The organism is Kineobactrum salinum, from assembly GCF_010669285.1.
In the GTDB taxonomy this organism is placed as follows: domain Bacteria; phylum Pseudomonadota; class Gammaproteobacteria; order Pseudomonadales; family Halieaceae; genus Kineobactrum; species Kineobactrum salinum.
In genome coordinates, this window is sequence record NZ_CP048711.1 from 1361646 (window position 1) to 1384082 (window position 22437).

Consider the following 22437-nt stretch of genomic DNA (forward strand, 5'->3'; position numbering starts at 1 on the left):
CCTCATCATATTTATCTCTAGAAGCGGTATCCAAACTTTACGCCAAACTGTCTTGGAGCATTGTAAGTGACGTACTCCTGCCCTGGCTCAGCAAAGCCATTCGGCTGGGTACTCACACCCAGGGAGAATCCCAAAAGCAAGTTGCCTTCCTGAACCTCATCCGTCAGGTTAGTACAATAGATCTCAGCGTTGTATTTTTCATCCGCGCTGGCCCACATCAAGCGAAGGTTCAAGTTGTAGTAATCGTCCGCCTTCACCTCAGGACGGTTGGTAAACTCATAATACATTTCATCTGTGTAGGAGCCTTCCATACGGGCGGTTAAATGGCCTCTGTGATCCAGGTTCCAATAACCGGAAACCCCCAGGTTGTAGGTGAACTCCGGCGCACGCGGAAGATCGTTGCCGGAATAATCGACCACCCCGGCACTGAAATTCTGGTCCAGCGGGTCAAAGGCCATTAACTGATCATAAACTCCATCGAGATAGGAGAACGAGCCGTCAAATGTAAACATATCATTGATCAGCCATTTCCACTCCAACTCGGCGCCCTCAATACTGGCCTCACCAGCGTTACCACCCAACTGACCGAACGCCCCTTCAGCGCTTGTCTGTAAATCGGTGTAATCACTGGTATAAATAGCAGCATTCAACTGAAGAACATCCCATAACTGGGATTTAAAACCAACCTCCAGGGTATCCACGAATTCAGGCTTAAAGGCGGCAGCTACTGGATCAGTCGCTACCTGAATAATGCCACCACTCTTGTAGCCGCGTGAAAAAGAACCGTAGACCATAACATCATTAGTGATCTGATAGTTTAGCGCCACCTTCCCGGTAACCTCCTCAGAGGAAGTGGACGCTCGCGTCAGAACCAATGGGGAAAGCTGGATATTGCTATTGATCGCCTCCTTCTCGTCATCGGTATAACGCAAGCCTACCGTAAGGGTAAAATGATCGGTGATGTCATAACTGCTCTCACCGAAAACCGCAAAGGATTCCGTTTCTACATCGCCTCCGACTCTGAAGGCAAAGTCTTCGCTAAAACCAGGCCCGCCGAAGCTAAAGTCATTGGCAATGAATAGTTCGTGGATCGCATCCAATCGAGGGCCAACCATTGTGCTAATCCGCGAGGCATCTTCCCTGAAATAATACAAACCGCCAATCCACCGCAAAGGACCGTCACCGTCGGAAATAAACTGTATCTCCTGTGAGAACTGTTCAGATTGCTCTTCCGGAATATGAACAGTATTTGGCGCCGTCGATGCATCAGCATCCTGGATCATAAGGTATTCTGATTCCGCATAACCAGTAATGGACTTGAAGGTAAAATCATCAAAATCCCACTGCAGAGTTGCAGAAAGCAGCGTCAGCTTATTGTCCGTCGACCGCGGGTGATCCACCGCCTCAGTAAATGGGCGTTGGTCATTGACCGGTATCGAGCCATCAGCATTAGTGTAGAACGCCAATTCTGGCGGGATACCAGGAGCCAGTTGAGGCAACGGTCCAGCGACCAATGAATTGATTGGCGGACTGAGTTCGCCTGTCGAGAACGGATCGCGCACCTCTGGCTGCGTGCCGACACCTCCGATGTCAACATGGGTCGCAGACAATAACAGGTTTATATTGTCTGACAAATCGATATCCAGATGGCCGCGTATACCCCAGTTGTCCAGATCATTTGCGTCAGCTCCACCGGGGTATGTGTTCTCTGTGAAGCCATCGCGCTCTTCGTTAAACCCGACAATCCGGGCTCTGACAGCATCGCTGACAGGAATGTTTATTGCCCCGCGAACTCGGCGCAGGTCGTAATCGCCGGCGGTGACTTCAACCTCGCCACCAAATTCATCTTGCGGCTTTTTCGTAATCAGGTTGATCGAACCACCGGTGGCGTTACGTCCGTACAGAGTGCCCTGTGGTCCACGCAGCACCTCGACTCGTTCAGTATCGAATGCATTAAATAGAGCACCAACGGGACGTCCGATATATACACCATCAATGTGTATTGCAACACCAGGGTCGCTACCGGCAAAATTATCCGCTGAACCGATGCCCCGGATGTTAAGGAATGAGACAGGTCCAAAATTTCCGAATTGGAGAGATGGCACCATAAAGCTTAGATCCGCAACGCCATCAAAACTGCTTTGTCGCAATGTCTCTTCACTCAACGCAGAGACTGCAATTGGAATATCCTGCACGTTCTCTGCACGCTTTTGCGCCGTAACCACTACCTCCTCAAGAGCTACTGCCCGACCCTTGCCCGCCGATTGTTGAGCTATAGCACTCGACCCAACCAAGGTTCCAACAATCGCAGCCACTACACCCGCCATCTCTTTCTTATCCATCTTTATGGTCCCCGCCTGTAATTGTAAAACCTAGTTAAAGTTGGCCTCAGGCCGTTCTACCGGACATTCTGCCACCAAAGCATTATTCATAACCAGACCAATAAATGTATAGATATTATTTGCATTACAAATATGGGGGAGTTTGATTGAAAGCTATTTTCGTCTTCCAGACGTTGATCCCATATCTGGCTATATTCATTGTCAATTGACCTTTTTCTTATAAGCATCTGTAACAATAGTTATTTATATCGCATCGGTCTGGAAAGTATTTGTACAACCTTAAACAGAAGGATATCTTCAAGTATGACAACAGACTTGCCCAACAGTGAACAATCTCATGCCTAACAGATAACGATAAATCGTGCGCAGCGCGACCTGATCCTGTCGTTGAAAGGGTGCATTACCAAACACACCCATGATAATCCACCTGCATGTCAATGTACTGCTAGCACTGACATGGAACATTACGGCACAATAGCGCCATCTGTCGCGATCGACATTTGGCCTGGCGGCGCCAACAGAACCGGTGAACAATGGAAATCAGCAATACTTTTTGTTCTGAAATGACCGAATTGACCGCACATTTGCGGTCGGACGAATTTAAGAGTCGCTTCTTGCGGGTCATGGATCGTCTGATTGGCGTGTCCCATTACGTCATGTTTGTTTTCGACAAAAATCACATCGAAGACCTTACCGCATCCATTGTCGAGGAGGGAGGGGCCAGCAAAAAGTTGATCTCCCGGCAGGCTGCTATCTTTATGGACAAGATTCGACACCGCATGTGGATTAATCCGGAGTTACTGCAACATCACGATCACAAATCTGCCAATCTCGAAACCGTCTACCGTTACAATCCTGCACTGGACGACGATGAAGAACGCAAAAAGCTTTTTCGTAGTAGTAATACCCGCGAAAAAGTCTATATGGTTGACACGCGTGACAACTGGTTCTACCTGACCAGTTTCTATCGTGGGGCCCAGCACGCAGAAATGAGCGACGACAAGTACCAGCAGCTCAAACCGCTGTTTCCCCTGTTTAACAATCTGCTAATTCTGCGCCACGAACTGCGCGGGATTGAAGAGGAACGCCACAAGATTCAGCTGAGCCTGGCCAGCATGCTGAAAGAACGTGGTGTAGAACCGTTTTCCAGGTTATCCAATCGCGAAACCGAAGTCTGCGACCGCCTGCTACGAGGCATAACCAGTGATGGTGTCGCCGCCGATTTGAATCTGGCACGTTCCACCGTCAATACGTTGCGCAAACGCGCATACACCAAAATTGGCATCACCTCAAAATCCCAGCTCTTTGCGCTGGTGATCAACAGCCATCTGTAGTGTTTAATCATCGCGCGCCCGGCGCGATCTATGCACTACCAGGAATATACCACAACAGACAAAGCCGGCACCAAGAACATGGTAAACCTGAAGGCTTTCACCCAGAAACAGGGTCGCCATGATCGCACCGTACAACGGCATCAAGCAGACAAATACCGCCGCCCTGCTGGGACCGATCAGCAAATTGGCTTTTGTCCACATCGACATCGCCACAATCGACACTAGCAATGCGATACTTACAACCGCCGTCACACTTTCCATATTTAGAGGAAACGGCCCCACCAAAATCGACTCGGCAATAAAGACCGGCGACATCAGCAGACAGCCCATCGTCAGCATAATCGTCAGTTGGGCAAGCTTGCTGAGCGTGTGGGGCAGTTTGCGAAGATTGGTAGAGTACCAGCCATAACCGATAACAGCCAACACCAGAATCAGATCACCCGCATTGAAATCCAAAGTGATCAACACCGACCAACTGGCCTTGGTAATCATCAACACCACACCGACTGCTGCCAGTGCTACGCCAATTATTTGTAGGCGGTTAAGACTCTCGCGCAGAATCAACCAGGCAATTATACCGGTCGCCATCGGTTGGGCTGCGTTGACAAGTGTGGCATTAATCGCGGTCGTGTAATTTACTGAGTAGAACAGCATCGTCGAACTGCTCACCAACAATACGCCCTGGAAAGTTAGCAGGCGGGCATTGTTCCTGATTACGTCTATATTGCGTCCCAGCTCCTTCCAGACAAACGGCAACATAAACAGTACAGCGACCGACCAGCGCATGAACGACAGACCTATAAGCGGAATATCATCGCGGACGGCCTTTGCAATGATGACACCCAGAGTCCAAAGAAAAATGGTGCCTGCGGAGAGTAAATACGCACTGCTATCTGAGACGACGGCATTATCAATCTGAACTGTATCTTCTGGAGGCATGGAAAAATTCCGGTAATCGGCCTAAGTTTCAGCGCTTCAGCGTTACTTAACCGTCAATCTCATGGCAATTATTCCGCTGATCACCATGGGAATTGAAAAGATGATAAAATTTGATTCGAGAGAAACGCCCTGAGCAATCAGCACGCCGCCGAAGTAGGGTCCCGCTACAGCACCAAGACGGCCCAAACCGATACCCCACCCCACACCGGTAGTGCGAATTTCAGCCGGGTACAGTTTTGCCGCGGCGGCATACAACCCGACGAATCCTCCCTGCAGTAAATAGCCAATTGCAAACAAATAGATTAGTAGATAATCGATACCGTTTGTGATGGCAAAAACTGACATTATTACACCTGAGGCAAACAGAAATACCGCAATAATCCGCGACAGGCCGAAGTGTTCTGCCAACCAACCCAACGACAGAATGCCAATGACGGCACCACCATTAAGTACCATCGATGCGTAGACGCCATCAGAAACCGACATCCCCGCGTTGACCACTAGTTTGGGAATCCAACTCAGTAGAAAATAGAGGGTTATGAAGCAGAAGAAAAAGGTGAGCCACAAAATAATAGTTTTACTGCGCCATTCATTAGTCAGCAAACTAAAGACGTTGGCGTTGGGCGGACTTTCACCGCTGTCTATCTCGGGCAGCGCCGCAAGTGCTGGGCTATTGAGGCGCTGTAAAATCCTATTTACTTTGCGCAGTGCATTGGGGGGCCGTCGCACCACTATAAACTGTAGCGATTCCGGTATCAGCAGATAGACAGCGACCGTCATCGCCAGCGTCGCAATACCACCAGCAACAAACACGGACTGCCAGCCATATTCAGCCATTAGCGGCGCAGCGACAAATCCGCCCAGCGTTGCACCCAATGGATAACCTGCTGTTACCGTTACCACCGCAAAACTACGATATCTCTCGGGGGTGTATTCGGCGGAAATAGTCGCCAAGCTTGCCAACATTCCGCCGACGCCAAGGCCGGTGATTAGCCGCAATATAATCAATTGCCACAGCGATTCAACAAAAGCGGTTGCCAACATGCTAAGACCGATGGCCAATATACTGCCCAGCACCATGCTACGACGACCAATGCGGTCGGATATCGGCGCGATAAACATCGCGCCGATCACCATTCCCGCCAGGGCGGTACTGAATACAATTCCGAGCTTGTCGGGGGCGATGCTCAGGTCCTCGCCGATACTGTGGACGGTAAATGCCATCGACGTAACGTCGAATCCATCCAGCATATTGAGGATCAAGGCGATGGTGATAACCAGGTATTGAGTAATGCGACCATTGCCGTCGTTAATCGCCTCTGTTATGAAGGGCGCTTCGTTGCTCTCTACTATTGCCGTCATTGCAATCTCGCTGACTGGGAAGCAGCGGCAGTGCTACCGCGTGAACTCGTTCTTAATTTCAGTAGTCCAAACCTTTGCCAAGACGCGGGTTGATACCGTTGCGGAATCCCCCCTGATCGCGGGCCACCATGGACTTACCGCTTTGGTCGTAGTAAACCCAGGGCAAGCCGTGGGCGTCACCGCCGCCGGGGATTTCGATCTTCTTGATAAGATCACGCTTCGCAGCGTCAAACACATACAGCTTACCCTCAGCGTTGGAGGTGGCCCAGAACTCCTTACCATTGGGCGACAGTAGCACATGGTCAATCATGTAGCCGGACGGAATTGTATCGACACCCTGTCCGGTATCGGTCTTCAACACCGTGACCGTGCGACCAAAAAAGCCGTTTGCCTCGCCCTTGTCGGCAACCCAAAGTTGGGAGCCATCGGCGCTTACATTGCACCCGTAGGGACCGATACCTGTAGGATTGGTCCACACAATCTCGCCTGTCGACAGGTTGACCTTGGAGACGTTGGACGTTGCCGCTGATGGAATAAACATGTTTTTCTTGTCCGTATCGAAACAGATCCAATCACCGCGGTAGCCCGGATAAGGGTACTCTTGCACCACTTCCCAGGTATCGGGATCAATCTTCGTCACCCAGAATGGACGCAAAGCCGTAGCCTTGCCATAGTTGACCAGATTCGCTGCCACGTATCCGGACAGTGACATCGGACCATAACCGTGGGGCTGCATCAGGATGTAAATGAATTCGTCATCGGTAAATGCAGTGTACGACTGTCCCCCAAGGTCTTCGTCACGCACTCCGCCGATAACTTTGTCGGTTTGTGGATCGAGCAAGAATACGTCCAGACCATCGTCATCGCGAGAGAAGGTATCTACCAGCATGTATTTGTCCTGAAAGATCTGCAGATGATGAAGTCGGCCACCAATAGTAAACATCTTCACTGGTTGCAGGCTCAATGCATCCCATTTTATCAATGTGGCTGGGACATTCAGACGTCCGGACACTTTCAACACTCCTAACTCATCGGCCCCTTGGCACCTTTCACTTCAGCGGCTACCTCAGAATTTTCAGTTTTTATCGAGGGGCCAATGATATAGCCGTACCTTCCATCGGGGGTCATGCCTGTAGCATGTACCGAACCGCGTAGCTCGGGTTCGAGACGACCCTGGGCAATGACTTCCAGCGTCTCGGCATCGCCGACGGTAACCGCATTGCCGGCGCCGTTCCCAAAGCCCTGACCAAACATGTCACCTCGATTACCGGTATTTAGATAAAAATAGGTTTTACCCCGCTGGGGCTTGAATTTAGGCTTTCCCGGCTCCCAGGTGTTCACCACGACTGTTTCATAGCCGTGCTTGATATTGCCGCTCTTGGCCTTGCGCTTCCAGGTCTCTATTACGGTGTCAAACGAGCTTATCTGGTCGATCATCTTATCGCGCTCGGTTAGTTCAAACCCGGCATCGCGATCATCCTTGGTAATACCAGTCAACGTCCTGCGCAGATCGGCAAGCACATCGCTATTAATCTCCTTTTCCCCCAGCGTATGAATATAGAGGGCCAGCGCCAGCAAGCCTTCTTTGTCCAATTTCAGCATGGTACCGATCGGCCCCATTTGCGGAACACTGGTCAATGCCTGATGGATATCAAACGGCGACGGACCAAACCGCAAGTCTTTTGCATTCATGGCCGAGTTACCGCTGCCGTCAGCAAGGTGACAAGTCGCACAGCTCCCCGGCCTTTCGTAGATTTCCTTACCGGCTGCAACCAGCTGACCTGAGTCACCCGCCCGCGCCATGCCAGCGAACCAGGCCAGCGAGATCAATACCATAATCGCAATGACCAAATTTCGTATTGCCAGGTGAATAAGTGAACGTTGCTTTTCCGAATTCATGGTAGTACCACTCCTTTCTGAGTGGCTACACGGTAATACTGACGTGCTAACCCGTATGTCCCCCAGATGATGACAGGTCATCACAAGGTCCTGCTCCTGAACTAAATCGTGAACTTGAGCACAAGCCGATCGATTTACCCACGGTACACCTACTGCGCCCCCCCACGCGACGGAAGGGGCAGGCGACAGTGTCATACTTTGAGATGACATTAATCGGTAAACAGTGCTGTTAGGCTTGCTGAGCAGAAGGCATTGTTACATCACAGTTCGAGGAATTCGCAATATGCACGACAATTCTACATCGCGATCGTTCCGCCCTGCCCTCAAGCTGCATTTGTTTACGCTACTCGCCGTATTTCTGGCGACGTCCACCGTGGCTGCCCAGCAACACGATCACAACCAACACGGTGATCACGGTGAGACCGGTCCCGCCGCCACTACGGACAGCCTCAGTCAGATCAAATTTTCCTTTTCACTACAAGGCGACAACAACCTTACCGTATCGGCAAGCGATTTTCGTGGACGCTATACCCTGGTGGCCTTCGGCTTTACTCACTGCGCCCACATCTGTCCGGTGATGGCGGCCAGTATGGCAAAAGTGCTACATGCGGTAGATACAGATCAGCATAAAGAACCTGTCAGGTCACAGAGACTCGGTCCTGAGAAAATCAGCGCTGTGTTTATCAGTGTTGACAGCGAGCGCGACACACCGGCGGGAACGGCACAATACGCTACAGCTTTTCATCCCGCGATGATTGGCTTGAGTGGCAGCTATCCAAAGATTGCCGAAGCAGCCAAAAATTTCAAGGCCAGCTTTGCGGTGACAAAAACCCAGCGCAACTACACTGTACAACACACCTCACATATTTATCTAATGTCGCCTCAAGGACAGGCCATTGCCCTGTTTCCAATGAATATTACCCCAAGCCAGGTGTGGCGGGAAATTGACGATCACCACGAGGCGAACCACAAAACCCCTAAGGGGGAAGCCAGTTAACGGAGCACATGCATGCAAGCAGTCTACCGGTACAACTTCCCCAAAGTGCTCTTTGCTGCTGCACTGGCGTTACTGATTTCGCTATCATGGCTGCTATTTCCGTATCTGGTACAGGGCACGCAGTTGCTGCGTAGCGTGGGCGACGATAGTCGCATGATGCAAGGCAATGCAGTGTCACAGTTTTTTACCCGCACTCTGATCAACGCACCGGAGCTGGAGCTACAGGCGACCTTCGCGTCAGAAGAGTTCTTTCAGTTTGTCGATAACACCCGTGTCATTGGTAATGTCCGCCCAGACCGGAATTACGTGTTTTTTGTCAGCGAAAATATTCACCAGGGCCAGTTGTCTATCGATCTGCCGGAAGCAGCATTGATCGTCGGTCAAAAACGCTATACCCCCAACCGCATATCGGGCCCGAAATATGCTGACCACCACCGAGTTACGCTGTTCAGCTTTCCTAAGCGAGACGGAGACGGTGACCAGATTGACCTGCATACCACCGACAGCATGCACCTGGAAGTCTCCAACTACTATTTCGACGATACAGAGAAAATGACGTTTCTGGGCACTTGGCTGGCGCCGTTTGAACTGCCCGAGGATCTGAGATCAAAGACCAATATTACATTAGTTGGCGTTATTGCTCTCGGCATCGGGCTTTTGTCATCGGTACTTACTCCCTGCCTGCTACAACTGGTGGTGATGTTCGGCACTGTCATCGGCAGTTTTTCCACCGTTCCCAATGCCGGTACCGACGCCGGGATCACCGGCATAAATCACCTGACACCACTTGTGCGGCGAAAGGTTATGCAGATCGCCATGGCGTTCGTGATCAGCTTCGTGCTGCTGTACGCCCTGTCGGGAGCCTTAATCGGCGCCGCAGGTCATCAGGCGCAACTCATGTTTTCTGAGTTCAGCCGCGATATTTCGCTGGTATCGGGCATAATCGTCATTGTGCTCGGGCTGTGGCTGGGACTACGGAGCACTCGCCCGATTGCCTGTCGTATTAACACCCTTGGCGATGTGCAAGGTTTGTCGCGCGCCGACACTGTGGCGACAGTTGCGACTTCGGTGGGCTACGCTCTTGGCTGCACCGCATGTTTTGGTGGCGCCATCGTAGCAACACTGATTGTCTATGTGGGCGCCATTGGCAGCCCTTCGATCGGCGCGGCAATCATGTTTATTTTCTCTCTTGGCGTTGCCCTACCCTTTCTTTTGTCGGCGTTTTTTCTGTCAAAAATGGACACCGTACTGGAATTTCTCATCGCCAAGAGCCGCGCCGTCAGTCTGGTCGGCATGGTGCTGGTGGTGTCGCTGGGATTAATTCTGGCCACGGACAATTTCCACGTTCTCAGCGACGCCATCTATCCCTATCTTGGATTAAGGTAACCAATGACCACTCTCCCCTCTATCTACCGATTAGGTCACGTACTGCTGTGGTGGTTGGTTTTCGCCATGCCTGCTGGTGCCGTTGACCTGAGCAACCCGCAACGGTTTTTGTTTGCAGCCGACAAATCCGAGCCGATAATCGACGTAGTGGACCTGACCGAAGGAAAAGTGGTCTACCGCATTGAAACAGATTACGTGGCCGACGACATCGTGGTACCGCCCCACGCATCATTGCTCTACTACAGCAATGTCGATAGCAGACTACTGGTAGCCTACGATCTGGCGAAAAAGGAGGTGGTCGCAACCTTGGAACTGAATATGGTGCCACGCCATGTGGTGCTGGATAGCACTGGCTCCTTTATCGGCGTGACGGATAGCCAGAGCGGCGGCTTTACCCTGATATCTACCTACAACAATCAGATCGGCTTTGAACTGCCATCATTACCCGCCACCGGCGATGTATTGTTTGACCCCAATGAAATCGACATATATTTCAGTGACAGTGCCGCTGGTGCCATAGGCATTATCGACATCAACAATCAGCAGGTGTATCAAATACCTATTGAAGAGGGCAAAACCCTTTCGCTGTCGTCGCCCAGTCGCAGCCTCGACGGCCGCTATATCTATGTCGCTGACCGCGCCACCGGCGATGTTTACGGTATCAACGGTTACTCCAAGGTTATCTACAAGACCTTCAACATCGGTTCCTCTCCGGCACGCCCCTACACAACGCCCGAGGGATCGTTTCTGTACCTGCTCGACACCGCCAATGGCCGCTTCGTCTCCTACGAACAGCACCGTTTCACTCGGTATGACGAACAGAACTTTGGCTCCGACACCGATCTGGTGTCAGTTGGACGATTCGACCGCTACAACCTGTTTGCAAGTTCCGTCAATGGCACCTACTTCCTGTACGACAATCTCACCAAAACTCAGGTCGAATCCGGCAAATTTAACGCCAATCCGATGCAGGTATTTTCTGCTGCCGATGGAAAAACTGCCTATGTAGCGTTTGGCAACTCATCACAAATTGCTAGCTATGAGCTTGAATCCAGACAGTTAAGCTACATTCCCGTCACCCGCAATGGCGTGGGCGCCTTCACTTTGGGGCTATCCAATACCGTCTGCCATTGACCACTACCGGACGGGAACGGACCGTGCGGCGCAGGTAAAGCGAGGTCAAACAGCATGTCAAAACATACCTTGATTGCCATCGCAACGCTGCTGGTACTTGGCATATTGCTGAGGGTTGCTGCCGCGCAGCCCGACATCAAGAGCTGGATAGACAACCGTCTGCTGACATTCCAGCGTATGACCGTTACGGTGTATTACCCGGACGGACATGGCCGTTTGATTCCCCTGTCCAGCACACTTCCCGGCAATGTAGACGGCCCACGGGAAATCTTCCACAAACTCCAAAACCCACCGATCCATCCTGCTCGCACCCTGCAATCGCCCTTGCCTGCCGGGACGGTCATGATCAGCGACCTTCGCGACGATGGCACACTTACCGTCAACCTGTCACTACCTACTGGGTCAGACAGCAAGGCGCTCAGCAGTGACTCACTGTTCGCGCTAAAAGCATCCATGCTCTCACTGCCCCAGATCAAGCGGGTGAAATTTGAGCTTCATACACCGCCAATAGCAGTAGCAGCCGAGGAGGACGACCGGCAGGTGGTGTACCTCTACAACTTTGCCCATCAACAGATTGAGACCGTAATGGTGCCGACGTCAGGCCCTTCGACAACGCTTCAGGCTTTTCTCGACCTGGGGGCACAGTCCGATAGTCAGGGTTTCCCTTCAGATGTAACAGTTTCCAATTACCGCTACACCCCACTTGACCGCGCCTTGAACGTCGATTTTTCCTACACCCCGAGCCTGCGCCAACTCGCGCTGGATAACCCCAACAGCATCCGTGGGCTATTGGTCGGACTGATCGCGACTTTGACCCAGTTCAACCAAATTCAGCAGGTCACACTGACCTTTGGGCAACACACCAAACTGGGAGCCGGACAGTGCGCAACGCTGATTGGTACACCACAGCCCCAGCCGCTGATACTGAATGAAGCGCAGCACTATGGCCGGTAACGCTCACAAACTGATCTACCTCGACCACGCTGCAACCTCCTGGCCAAAGCCGGCAGGGGTTGAACGGGCCATGCTGGGCGCCCTGACGCAGCCGCTGGGCAATCCAGGTCGTTCCGGGCACCGCCTGTCAATCGCCGCAGCAGAAGTTGTCGAGGGTGCGCGCAGCGCTCTGGCATGCTTGCTGTCGTTACCCGATCCGTCTCGCATCGCCTTTACCAAGAACGCCACTGAGGCACTCAATCTCGGCATATTCGGGCTGCTCGAACCCGGCGACCATGTGATTACCAGCAACCTGGAGCACAACGCCACCATGCGCCCCTTACGTCATCTTGAACAGCGAGGAGTAGCGTTGTCGCTGATTGGCTTTAGGGCTGATGGTCAATTCGACCTTGAAGCACTGGCCGGCGCGATCCGCCCAAATACACGCCTGATCACCACACTGCACGGCTCCAATGTGACCGGCAGCGTACTACCGGTAGAGGAAATTTGCGTCGAAGCCCGTCGCCGGAACATTCCCTACCTCATCGATGCCTCCCAAACCGCTGGCTCGCAGCCACTTGTACCACAGGCATGGGGCGCAGATCTGGTCGCCATTACCGGTCACAAGGGATTACTTGGCCCGTCTGGCATCGGTGCGCTCTACGTTCGTGAAGGTCTCGATCTCAACCCGTTGATTCGCGGCGGCACCGGCAGCGCATCGGAGCGAGAGCAACAGCCACGCTTTATGCCAGATTGCTTTGAGTCCGGAACCCAGAATATCCTCGGGGCCGCCGGCCTGAAAGCAGCACTGGACCATATTTCTGCCATCGGTATTGACGCGATTGCCCGCCATGAATCAACGTTACGACAGCGAACACAGTGTGGACTGCAAAGTATTCCCGGTGTAACCGTGTACGAGCCTCGCCAGGATGGGCCCAGGTGCAGCACGCTGTCATTCAATATCGATACGCTGTCCTGCTCAGACGTCGGCCTGTTGCTGGACCAAAAATTTGGTGTAATGAGCAGAGTGGGACTGCATTGCGCACCTGCCGCACATCAGGCGATCGGCACATACCCCGCCGGCACAGTGCGATTCGGCATTGGCTACAGCAATACCGTGGCAGAGATCGATAGCGCCGTGGATGCCGTACGGCAAATCGCGCGATGGGCCAGCCACCATCGCCGTGGAAGTGCGCCATGACCGGCGACACTCTGGACGGACTAATCAGCTTTTTCTCGTCGCACTACGCCATGCGTGCCAGCGGCGTACTTAGAAAATGCGGGATCCCGGCACAACTCGTACCTGGTCCAAAAGAGTTGAGCCCGAATTGCGGCGTCGCGTTGCAGTTCAGCTATAACGGTCGCGAAACCGTGGCAGCACTACTCACTCAACATAAAATCAAGGTCGACCAGATACATCGCTATCTGCCCATTGATGCAGGCTGGCCGGTCACCACCTCTATCAGTCCGGACATCTAAGAGACTACAATGAATGATCAGAAATTAACGCCACGTATTTCTGCCCCGCCCCTGTGCAGTGGTCTGGCCGGCGGGGGATTGATAGCCATCGTTGCCGTCACTATGAGTTCGCTGGTCAGCGACTCAGCTAATGATGCCTACGGCATTTGTATGGCGTGCCATGGTCGCGACCTGCTCGGCTGGCTGCTCAATTCCTGGCTGGGCTTGAAGTTGCACATTTCCTCGCAGTTTACGTTCTATCCGGCGATGACCTCTCTTGGTGTTCTGGTCGGGGCCCATTTCTCCGCACGCTTGCGCGCAGAGTATCGACGCCACCGTTCAGCCGGTTTGATAAAGCCCTTTATTTTGGGCACTGCGGTGATGGTTTCGGCCTTGATTGCCGGGGGCTGCGCCACCCGGCTGGCATTGCGCGTTGCCGCTTTCGATATAACCGGCGCGACAGCTTTCGTCGCCATGACAGTGGCAGTAGCGCTGACCACACTGGCCGTGCGCTGGTGGGCCATGCGATGACCGCCATGCTCGCCACCGTGATCGGCGGATTTGTGATTGGCTTTGTAGGGCAGCACTCGCGGATGTGCTTTATCGGTGGCATTCGCGACTTTATCCTGGTGCGCGATGCCTTCATGATCAAAGGACTGCTCGCATTTCTGGTAGTGGGTTGGACTGGTTTCGGGCTTGTCTCATTGCTGCAGCCCGCCAGCACTCACCCTTCAGAACTGTCGGTTGCCATCGTCGTCAACATGCTGGTGGGCGGCGCCGGTGTCGGCTTGTTTTCAACCCTGGCTGATGGTTGTCCATTGCGCCAGCATGTGTCAGCCGCGCAGGGAAACCAGAGCGCAATGGCGTATCTCGCCGGGTTCTTTACCGGTGCCTGGGTGTTCAGTAGATGGGTATTACCCACCATTATGGCGTTGTAACACAAGAGCTAGCGCCTCTTTGCCCTCGTCAGGGCTTCGTACATCTATTGATGAAAGATTTTGTTCATTCCCAGGCAAGTTGTACAACAGGACCTCCAGTAACATCATTCGCGCTATAGGGTCCTTCGATCACTGCATGGACTTACAGCACATGCCATAACAGTCCCAAAATATTTTTACTACAGGATAGTAGGCTAAAAAAATGAAAAGACATAGCCGTGAACTCAAAGTCACTCTGCTGGCTTCTGGCCTGGCATCGATCGTATTTATGCCTGCTGCCGCTATGGGCCAGGCCCAACTGGAAGAAGTCATCGTTACGGCTCAGAAACGTGAAGAGAGCCTCCAGGATGTACCTGTAACCATCTCCGCCTTCAGTGACAATCAGCTCAGGGATTCAGGTTTTGATAGCATCGCCAATTTGACGCAGATGTCACCATCGATGCAGTTCGGCAATTTCGGGCCGGTGGCCTTCGTCACCATGCGCGGAATTGGCAATGAAAATACTACGGCAGGCGGTGATCCGGGAGTGGCGATACACCTGGACGGCGTCTACCTCGGGCGCCCCGTAGCCAGCCTGTTCAGCGCCTTTGATACCGAGCGAGTTGAAATTCTGCGTGGCCCCCAGGGCACGCTTTACGGGCGCAACGCGACAGGCGGCTCTATTAACCTGATCACCAAAAAACCCGTAGATGAGCTGGGTGGTGAAGTCGATCTCACCTATGGCGGTTACGACTGGTTGCGGGTCCGCGGTGCGATCAACCTACCTATCAGCGACGCCGCCAGCGCGCGCATTGTTGCTTTTAGCGAGGACCGGGACGGTTACACAGAAAATGGGGTACCGGGCGGCTCTGATGCCAATGATGCTGAAAACTGGGGCGTACGGACCCATCTGAGTTTTGATATCGGCGAAACCACCTCCTTGTTGCTCTCCGCTGCCTATGTTAGCTCGGGTGGAGTGGGGGCCAAGTCGGAACTGCGAGAACCCTTTCCCGGCTCCACCACTGAACAGAATATTGACGGCCCTCCGGGCTTCGCGTTTTCCCCCCTCGGTCCTTTTAGCGGTATTCCCGCCTACAACAACTATATCGACCCCGAAACGGGCACCCCGGTTGTTAACAACCTCGAACCGTACGAGGTCGCCCGGGATGGAGATGAGAGCCAGGATAGTGAGTTCCTGTTAGTGTTGGCGACATTCGAACACGACTTTGAAAAATTTACTTTCAAGTCCATCACAGGCTACGCCGAAACCAATTACGAATCTCTTTCCGACGAGGATCAATCCGCCCTGCCTCTACTGGAACTTGTTCTGATAGAAGACGCCGACCAAATCTCTCAGGAATTGCAATTGCTTTCCCATGGCGAGGGCCATTGCAGTGGATTTTAGGCCTGTACTACTTCAAGGAAGAAGTTGCCCGTCAATCATTGTTCTTGGGAAGTCGCTACGACGTATTTGCCAGCCAGTTTGGCGTCCCCTACGGTTTCGATGTTGGTGGCGAAGTACAATCGGAGTCAATTGCGGCGTTTGGGCAGGGCAGTTACGATTTAACAGATAAAATCAGTGTGACCATGGGCGTACGCTATACCGAAGATGAGAAGAAAGGTATCAATACCGGGTTCCAATTTGCCGGCGCGCCCTATGCGGATCCGCTCAGGGATGACTGGAATGAAACAACCTATCGCCTGGCGCTGGATTGGCAAATCAACGAAGCTGCGATGCTGTTTGCCAGCTACGCGACGGGCTATAAATCTGGCGGAATCAATCAGACAGCATCTGTATCCCTCGGCGCTGCTAATGCCATTTATGACCCTGAATTCGTCGATGCCTATGAAGTTGGGATCAAATCGACGCTATTGAATGGCAACATGCAACTGAATACTTCCCTCTATCGCAACGAGTACGATGACCTGCAGTTCCAGGTATTTGGTGCGGCCGGCCCCGAAGCCTTTAACGCCAGTGGCGCAACCGTCCAGGGCTGGGAGCTTGAACTACGTACAGTGATCACTGACACGCTGAGCATCGATGGCAGTTTAGGCCTCACCAATTCGGAATTCGACGACCAGATCATTGACGGCATCCAGATTGGAGGAAACCAGGTGCAGCGCACACCTGACCTCACCTATAACATAGGACTCACCAAATATTGGGATCTGGGTGACAGCGGTCACTTAAAACTACGACTTGAATACGCTTACACCGACGAAATCTATTACACCGCCTTGAACCGGAATGCAGGTTTTGCAGATACGGGCGGTTCGGATCTTGCGAACGACTACGACAATATCAATGCCCGCCTGTTCTGGATTGATCCGAATGAGAACTGGACTGCAGAAGTATTTGTCACAAACCTGACGGATGAAGTACAGGAAGGAAACATCTTCCGCGGACCGGGTTTTACTGACATCCCCAGGGGCGGCGGCACAGAACTTGTTGCCTACAACCCGCCCCGACAGTGGGGATTGCGGTTGGGATATCAGTTTTGATATGGCCTTCCCTGTCAACGGACATGCAGCAATTTCTCGTTAACATGCCACGGGGTAAAGGGCAGTTGCCCGCACGCATAGCAGTTCCGGGATATTGTGTTATAGCAACTCGAATTTCGAAGTAAACAAGCTTAATGCTGAATTCCAGTCGCTAGTAGCCCATTTCATTATGAAGGAAAGTCGACATTGATACGCTTCTGATCCTGGTTGGCGCGACGCGCCGTCGACAAATCAAGATCATCAATGATGTCTCTTTTACCTTGATAAAATTTGAGAAAAACCGGTGGTTTCAGGAACGCCGCAGTGCATAACTGAGTACCGGCCACCAGGCTTGTTCAACTATGGGATATGTCGCGGCAAGCGTGACATATCCTTGTTTCTTATGCCATGTCGTTCATGTATGACCCTGAATTCCATGGGCGAATACTCTTCAGTTGCTCAGCTAAGGCATCTTCAGTAACTTCAGTGTCATAGGCAGCCTGGACCCGCAACCAATAGCCATTCGACAGCCCAAAAAAACGGCAAAGTCTCAGATCCGTATCAGCAGTAATTGTGCGCTTTCCTGCAACAATCTGACCTATCCGCTGAGCGGGTACTCCAATCTCTTTGGCCAGCCGATATTGACTGATTCCCATGGGATCGAGAAACTCCTCCTTCAGTAACTCGCCGGGCGTTACTGCATCAATATTACGCATGAGTTACCTCCTAGTGATAATCAACGATTTCGACATCTTTCGCTCCCGCTTTGGTCCAGCGAAAGCAAACCCGGTATTGCTTGTTGATCCGAATGCTGTGTTGGCCCTTTCGGTCACCAGACAATGGCTCCAGCATATTTCCGGGCGGTACTTTAAGATCATCCAGAATGCTGGCTGCTTGCAGCTGCCGCAATTTCCTCAGCGCCACTCGCTCAAAGTTGACAAAACGCCTCACACGACGTCCGGTGGCCAGCTTGTGTGTGTCCCTACACCTGAATGATATGATCATGGCCGAATAGTAACGCCATGCGTCATTGTCGTCAAGCGTTAATATCTGCCGTTGATAGAAAATGGCAGGACGCTCGGTTTTGGGGTGGACTTGGAGCAACGAAGCTGTGGAAAGATATGAAATGGTATCGATCGCCGTTGGGGACGCTAAAATACCCTGGGGCTGAACCGTCAGGACCGGCCGGCCAACCAGATTCCAGAGCCTTGTAGCACTGAGCAAGTCTCGGATAAACCGCCAAGCCTGCGTCGGCCTGCGCGTAAAGGAGGTCGGACGCTCGTGCCGTGGCTTCTTAGCGCAACTGCGTGATCACCAGATGGGCCGATGAGGGGCTGGTTCCCCCTGCCAGCGGTGTGATCGTCAGCGCCGAGGCGCTCGTGGCGGGATTGCGAACGGTCAGGGTGGAATCCTCCGCCGTCGTGGCAACCAGCGCGATGCCCACGATCTGACTGGTGCCCGTCGCGCGGCCGACCACGGTATAGGCAAGCTCCGTCCCATTGAGCGTGAGTACAAATTGACCGGGCTCGGTCACGCTGATTTGAAACATGACCTGGTAGGTGCCGATCGCAGACAGATTGAATACGCTGGGGCTGGTGCGGGTTATGCCCCCCTCCGAGCTGGGACCGTCCTGTGGAAACGAAACGTCCGCGCCAGAAGCCACCGTCGCAGCATTATCGGGCGGCATCAGCGCATAGAAATCGGCGAAATCGTACAGCGCCCCTGGTCCTGCAGGCCCCTCGGCTCCCTCAGGACCCGCAGGTCCTGCCACTCCCGCAGCTCCTTCCGCTCCCGCAGGCCCCGCAGGCCCCGCTGGCCCCACAGGTCCAACGGGTCCCGCCGGTCCCGGAGAAATATCGTCTATCGCAGTCGCCAGCGCAGAGAAATTGGCATTTACCTGCCCTGCATCAGCCGTCTGGCCATTCACGAAGGTATTGGGCACCGTCGTCTGCCCCCAGCTCACTGCGGAGGTCAGTATCAGTGCGGAGAGAAAGGTACCTGCAACTACGTTGTGGGAGAGAAACTTCATGACTGAGAGGTCCTTTTTTGCAATTGGCTAGAGTTTGCAGGCAATCAACAAGATGGTGGTCAGCGCTGCTTTTTTAGATACCAGATAGCAGCACCTGCCAGTGTGGCGGCTATGCCCAGCAGCGCCAGTGGAGAGTCGATAGGGACGGGGGTGCCACTGACACCCCAGGTACCCGCGCCCCAGGCAAACTCGCCCCACGTCCCCGCACTCGCGGCCGACGCGCAGCTGGCGAGGCAAATCCCCAGAATCATGTGCTTAATGGTGAAATCCTTGTTTGCTAATCGTGGATTAACATTATTACCGGTCAGAGAATACATTCGGCAACCGCGCCCGTACAGGAACTTTTGGATGTTTCTGTCCAACACGGCCTGGACTTCGCAGTACACCGCCGCGATCTGCAGCCAGGTCGGGGCCTACATCACAATCCATACCCTAGGAACCGCGCATGCAACTGCACAGCCCTTCGAGGAGATTGTCTATCGCCTGTACGTCCTCAGCAAGATCTATCGGGGCATGACCTGGACCCGTAAGCTTCCCCGTCAAGTGGACAGTTCAAAAGTAGAGTTTCCGGCAGTTTGTAAACGGGCTTCCAGTGGTGTCAGGTCACCCATTCCCAGGCGATGGAGGTGGTAGGGACGTCAACCTCCTCGTTGAGAGTCTCACCGTGCAGACTATCCCAATAGCGATAGCTGCCACGCGGCCCGGGGTGGCCGATGCCGTCGGTGTAAATCTTGCGCGCCTTGAGATCGTAAACCAGTGTGCTGCCCAGGCACTGCATTGTAAGATCGCGCTCATTGCCGCGGTAATCGGCGGTATCGGCTTGCTTGAAGGGAACCATGCCGGCGACATCAGCCGTCGCACCTTCCGAAGTGTTGTTACGGAATGGGCACCTCAGACGTTGTTTGCCAACAGCTTGCGCACGGCCGCTGCGCAGGCGATCTCGCCACGATTCAGAAAGGCCTCGTGGTGCTCTTCCACTTCTTCCAGATCGTACTCATAGTTCACCAACAGGCCCGCCGATTGCTGCAAGCCCTTTGCTGAGACATCCCCGAGCCAGTTGATACGGGCGATGCTCGCGCCGTTGCCGAGGTGGAAACGCGCCACCGGGTCCAGTGGTGTGCTACCGCGCTTCTCCTGCACCAGGTAGCGGGCACATAGTTGCATGAGTAGCGGCTGTAGCTTGGCGTTGAGGCCATCTTCCTGGTACCAGTGGGGCGCGTCTAGCGCGGTGAGCAAGGCGGTTTCCTGGGCGCCAAGCACGGTCTGCTGCTCGTCCACCAGCACCTTATTCAGCCAGGTCCTGAAGCCCGGTATAGGCGACAGGGTGGCAAACTCAGCCAGCTGCGGCATTTCCTCTTTCAGGCGCATGACAACCTGCTTGATCAGGAAGTTGCCGAAACTGATTCCCCGGAGGCCGGGCTGGCAGTTGCTGATCGAGTAGAAAATAGCGGTTTTCAGGCGCTCCTGGTCAACTGCGTCATTCTGCGGCGCAAGAATACTCTGTACCGAGTTGGACACCGAGGTCACCAGCGCAACCTCGACAAAGATCAGTGGCTCATCCGGCAGCGCCGGATGGAAAAAACCAAAGCAGCGCCGATCCTGGGCGTCCAGGCGTCGGCGCAGGTCGTCCCAGCCTTGCATCTCGTGCACGGCTTCGTATTCAATCAGCTTTTCCAGCACCGCCGCTGGCGACTCCCAGTCCAAAGTTTTGAGCTTGAGGAAGCCAGGGTTGAACCAGGAGCTGAGCAGGTGTTGCAGGTCGTCGTCCACGGCCCGCAGCGAATCGTCAGCAGGCAGCAGCGCCAGCAGGTCTTCACGCATGTTGACCACGGTGCGGGTCCCTTTGGGCGCCATGTTGATCCGTCGGAACAGGGTCTGGCGCGGGGATTCCACCGCCCGCGCCAGCGCCCGATATGCCTCCAGGCTCTGGCTTTCGCTATAATCCACAGCGCAGCGGTTAATCAGCTCCGGATCCGGGCCATATTGTGCGGCCAGCGTCTGAAAGAACTCGGCTTTCTGTGCCTGACTGAGCTCCGCGTAGGCGACTGCCACTTCATCAGCAAGGGCGATGCCCAGCGCCTCCCCCTTGTTGGAATAGAGTTGACTGCAGAGAGCGGTGATGCTGTTCCTGTCGCGGGCGGATCTGCGCAGTAGGTTCTTACCGGCGTTGGCTACGGAGTTGAGCCAGCGATTTATGACCATGCATTTTCCATCTGGACTAATAAGACGAGGTATGGATGATACGTGGACAGGCAGGGAATGACCATACTACCCCGCGGTAGGCCCGCGGAGCGTGTGATACCAGGGGCCTTCACCCGAGTGAAGATTGAGTCGGATCAGTCTTGCTTGAGCCGCTCCAGAATAGAGGAGAAGTCGCGTTGGCCGTTGCCTGCGTCCTGGTGCCCTTCATACAGCTTCCGGGCCAGCTGGCCCATGGCGTTGTCTACGCCGCAGCCGTCGGCGACCTCCATAGCCAAGCCCAGATCCTTCACCATCAGGTCGACCATAAAGCCCGGCTTGTATCCCTTGCTGGCCGGTGCGTTCTCCATCACCTCGGGCCAGGGATTGTAGACCTCCAGGGACCAATTGCGCCCCGAACTGGCCAGCATGATGTCGGAGAGCACCTTGGGGTCCAGACCGTTGCGGGCACCCATTTCCAGGGCTTCGCAGGTACCGATCATGTGGATGGCCAGCAGCATGTTGTTGCAGGCCTTGGCCACCTGGCCAGCCCCGGCGGGTCCGGCATGGAAGATGTTCTTGCCCATGTCGGCGAGGATCACCCTGGCCTTTTCGAAGGTAGTGGCGTCGCCCCCACACATGAAGGCGAGGCTGCCGGCTGCTGCGGCTGCCACACCGCCGGAGACAGGTGAATCCATGAAACCAATGCCCAGTGTCGCGGCGGCCTCACCGACCTTGCGTGCTGTTTCAGCGTCGATGGTGCTGCAATCCAGCACTGTGGTCTGCGTGTCCAGTTTTGCCAGCAACCCTTGGTCACCCAAATAGATGCCGGCTACATGCTTACCCGCCGGCAGCATCGAGATGACGTAATCCGCGTTTTCACAGGCCGCTGCGGTGTCCTCGGCAACCGCGGCGCCGACATCGGCCAGCTGCTTGCAGGCGGCCTCGGACAGGTCAAACACCGCGACCTGGTGACCCGCCTTGATCAGATTGCTTGCCATCGGGCCGCCCATGTTGCCGAGCCCGATAAATCCTATCTTTGCCATAT

General features: G+C 53.8%; 23 protein-coding genes. 11 read left to right on the top strand and 12 right to left on the bottom strand.

The features are described 5' to 3' along the window. Positions 1 to 17 precede the first annotated feature (17 nt). Positions 18 to 2342 (bottom strand): TonB-dependent receptor, encoded by a 2325-nt coding sequence (locus G3T16_RS05770; protein ID WP_163494227.1) that lies wholly within the window; start codon positions 2340 to 2342, stop codon positions 18 to 20. Positions 2343 to 2875: 533 nt separating this feature from the next. On the opposite strand from G3T16_RS05770, the gene G3T16_RS05775 reads away from it, so the two are divergent. Next, positions 2876 to 3676, top strand: coding sequence for a helix-turn-helix transcriptional regulator (locus tag G3T16_RS05775; RefSeq protein ID WP_163494228.1), 801 nt, complete (start codon positions 2876 to 2878; stop codon positions 3674 to 3676). A 3-nt stretch (positions 3677 to 3679) separates the two neighbouring features. Here the strand turns inward: G3T16_RS05775 and G3T16_RS05780 are convergent, their stop codons facing one another. From G3T16_RS05780 to G3T16_RS05795, 4 genes are read right to left on the bottom strand one after another with little or no spacing between them, the layout of a single operon-like run. Beyond that, entirely contained in the window at positions 3680 to 4615 is a 936-nt protein-coding gene (locus tag G3T16_RS05780; protein WP_163494229.1) for a DMT family transporter, read from the bottom strand. 42 nt (positions 4616 to 4657) lie between these two features. Further along, positions 4658 to 5977 carry an MFS transporter gene (locus tag G3T16_RS05785; protein WP_163494230.1) on the bottom strand — a complete coding sequence of 440 codons (1320 nt, stop codon included), beginning with the start codon at positions 5975 to 5977 and terminating at the stop codon, positions 4658 to 4660. A 58-nt stretch (positions 5978 to 6035) separates the two neighbouring features. Next, positions 6036 to 6989 (bottom strand): YncE family protein, encoded by a 954-nt coding sequence (locus G3T16_RS05790; protein ID WP_163494231.1) that lies wholly within the window; start codon positions 6987 to 6989, stop codon positions 6036 to 6038. 11 nt (positions 6990 to 7000) lie between these two features. After that, complete coding sequence (locus tag G3T16_RS05795) at positions 7001 to 7876, bottom strand: cytochrome c family protein (protein ID WP_163494232.1); 876 nt, start codon at positions 7874 to 7876, stop codon at positions 7001 to 7003. A gap of 283 nt (positions 7877 to 8159) precedes the next feature. Between G3T16_RS05795 and G3T16_RS05800 the strand changes: the two genes are divergently transcribed. The 10 genes from G3T16_RS05800 (at position 8160) to G3T16_RS05845 (ending at position 17203) form a co-directional block, all read left to right on the top strand. Then, the gene (locus G3T16_RS05800) at positions 8160 to 8873 is read left to right on the top strand and encodes an SCO family protein (protein WP_163494233.1); all 714 of its coding nucleotides are present in this window, start codon (positions 8160 to 8162) and stop codon (positions 8871 to 8873) included. A gap of 12 nt (positions 8874 to 8885) precedes the next feature. Beyond that, entirely contained in the window at positions 8886 to 10259 is a 1374-nt protein-coding gene (locus G3T16_RS05805) for a cytochrome c biogenesis CcdA family protein (RefSeq protein WP_163494234.1), read from the top strand. A gap of 3 nt (positions 10260 to 10262) precedes the next feature. After that, a complete protein-coding gene (locus tag G3T16_RS05810; protein ID WP_163494235.1) occupies positions 10263 to 11393 on the top strand; it encodes a YncE family protein in 1131 nt (376 codons plus the stop codon). A gap of 54 nt (positions 11394 to 11447) precedes the next feature. Beyond that, positions 11448 to 12347 carry a GerMN domain-containing protein gene (locus tag G3T16_RS05815; RefSeq protein ID WP_163494236.1) on the top strand — a complete coding sequence of 300 codons (900 nt, stop codon included), beginning with the start codon at positions 11448 to 11450 and terminating at the stop codon, positions 12345 to 12347. Continuing rightward, positions 12322 to 13527 (top strand): aminotransferase class V-fold PLP-dependent enzyme, encoded by a 1206-nt coding sequence (locus G3T16_RS05820; protein ID WP_163494237.1) that lies wholly within the window; start codon positions 12322 to 12324, stop codon positions 13525 to 13527. Before G3T16_RS05815 ends, G3T16_RS05820 begins: the two co-directional genes overlap by 26 nt. After that, positions 13524 to 13805: a DUF3343 domain-containing protein gene (locus G3T16_RS05825; RefSeq protein ID WP_163494238.1), complete on the top strand. Its 282-nt coding sequence runs from the start codon at positions 13524 to 13526 to the stop codon at positions 13803 to 13805. Before G3T16_RS05820 ends, G3T16_RS05825 begins: the two co-directional genes overlap by 4 nt. 9 nt (positions 13806 to 13814) lie before the next feature. Then, positions 13815 to 14315: a hypothetical protein gene (locus G3T16_RS05830; RefSeq protein WP_163494239.1), complete on the top strand. Its 501-nt coding sequence runs from the start codon at positions 13815 to 13817 to the stop codon at positions 14313 to 14315. Continuing rightward, positions 14312 to 14722 carry a YeeE/YedE thiosulfate transporter family protein gene (locus G3T16_RS05835; RefSeq protein ID WP_163494240.1) on the top strand — a complete coding sequence of 137 codons (411 nt, stop codon included), beginning with the start codon at positions 14312 to 14314 and terminating at the stop codon, positions 14720 to 14722. Before G3T16_RS05830 ends, G3T16_RS05835 begins: the two co-directional genes overlap by 4 nt. Before the next feature lie 202 nt (positions 14723 to 14924). Further along, the gene (locus tag G3T16_RS05840) at positions 14925 to 16106 is read left to right on the top strand and encodes a TonB-dependent receptor (protein ID WP_163494241.1); all 1182 of its coding nucleotides are present in this window, start codon (positions 14925 to 14927) and stop codon (positions 16104 to 16106) included. Further along, a complete protein-coding gene (locus tag G3T16_RS05845) occupies positions 16091 to 17203 on the top strand; it encodes a TonB-dependent receptor (protein WP_163494242.1) in 1113 nt (370 codons plus the stop codon). Before G3T16_RS05840 ends, G3T16_RS05845 begins: the two co-directional genes overlap by 16 nt. Before the next feature lie 380 nt (positions 17204 to 17583). Here the strand turns inward: G3T16_RS05845 and G3T16_RS05850 are convergent, their stop codons facing one another. The 7 genes from G3T16_RS05850 to mmsB all read right to left on the bottom strand — a co-directional run bounded on the left by G3T16_RS05850 (position 17584) and on the right by mmsB (position 22435). Then, positions 17584 to 17898: a HigA family addiction module antitoxin gene (locus tag G3T16_RS05850; protein ID WP_163494243.1), complete on the bottom strand. Its 315-nt coding sequence runs from the start codon at positions 17896 to 17898 to the stop codon at positions 17584 to 17586. A gap of 10 nt (positions 17899 to 17908) precedes the next feature. Next, positions 17909 to 18133 (bottom strand): type II toxin-antitoxin system RelE/ParE family toxin, encoded by a 225-nt coding sequence (locus G3T16_RS05855; RefSeq protein ID WP_269473268.1) that lies wholly within the window; start codon positions 18131 to 18133, stop codon positions 17909 to 17911. Positions 18134 to 18476: 343 nt separating this feature from the next. Beyond that, entirely contained in the window at positions 18477 to 19211 is a 735-nt protein-coding gene (locus G3T16_RS21010; protein WP_197911923.1) for a hypothetical protein, read from the bottom strand. Between the two features lie 59 nt (positions 19212 to 19270). After that, entirely contained in the window at positions 19271 to 19462 is a 192-nt protein-coding gene (locus tag G3T16_RS05865; protein WP_163494244.1) for a hypothetical protein, read from the bottom strand. A gap of 347 nt (positions 19463 to 19809) precedes the next feature. Continuing rightward, the gene (locus G3T16_RS05870) at positions 19810 to 20049 is read right to left on the bottom strand and encodes a hypothetical protein (RefSeq protein ID WP_163494245.1); all 240 of its coding nucleotides are present in this window, start codon (positions 20047 to 20049) and stop codon (positions 19810 to 19812) included. A 53-nt stretch (positions 20050 to 20102) separates the two neighbouring features. Further along, positions 20103 to 21413 (bottom strand): malonyl-CoA decarboxylase, encoded by a 1311-nt coding sequence (locus G3T16_RS05875; RefSeq protein ID WP_163494246.1) that lies wholly within the window; start codon positions 21411 to 21413, stop codon positions 20103 to 20105. 134 nt (positions 21414 to 21547) lie between these two features. Beyond that, complete coding sequence (gene mmsB / locus G3T16_RS05880) at positions 21548 to 22435, bottom strand: 3-hydroxyisobutyrate dehydrogenase (RefSeq protein ID WP_163494247.1); 888 nt, start codon at positions 22433 to 22435, stop codon at positions 21548 to 21550. Positions 22436 to 22437 lie beyond the last annotated feature (2 nt).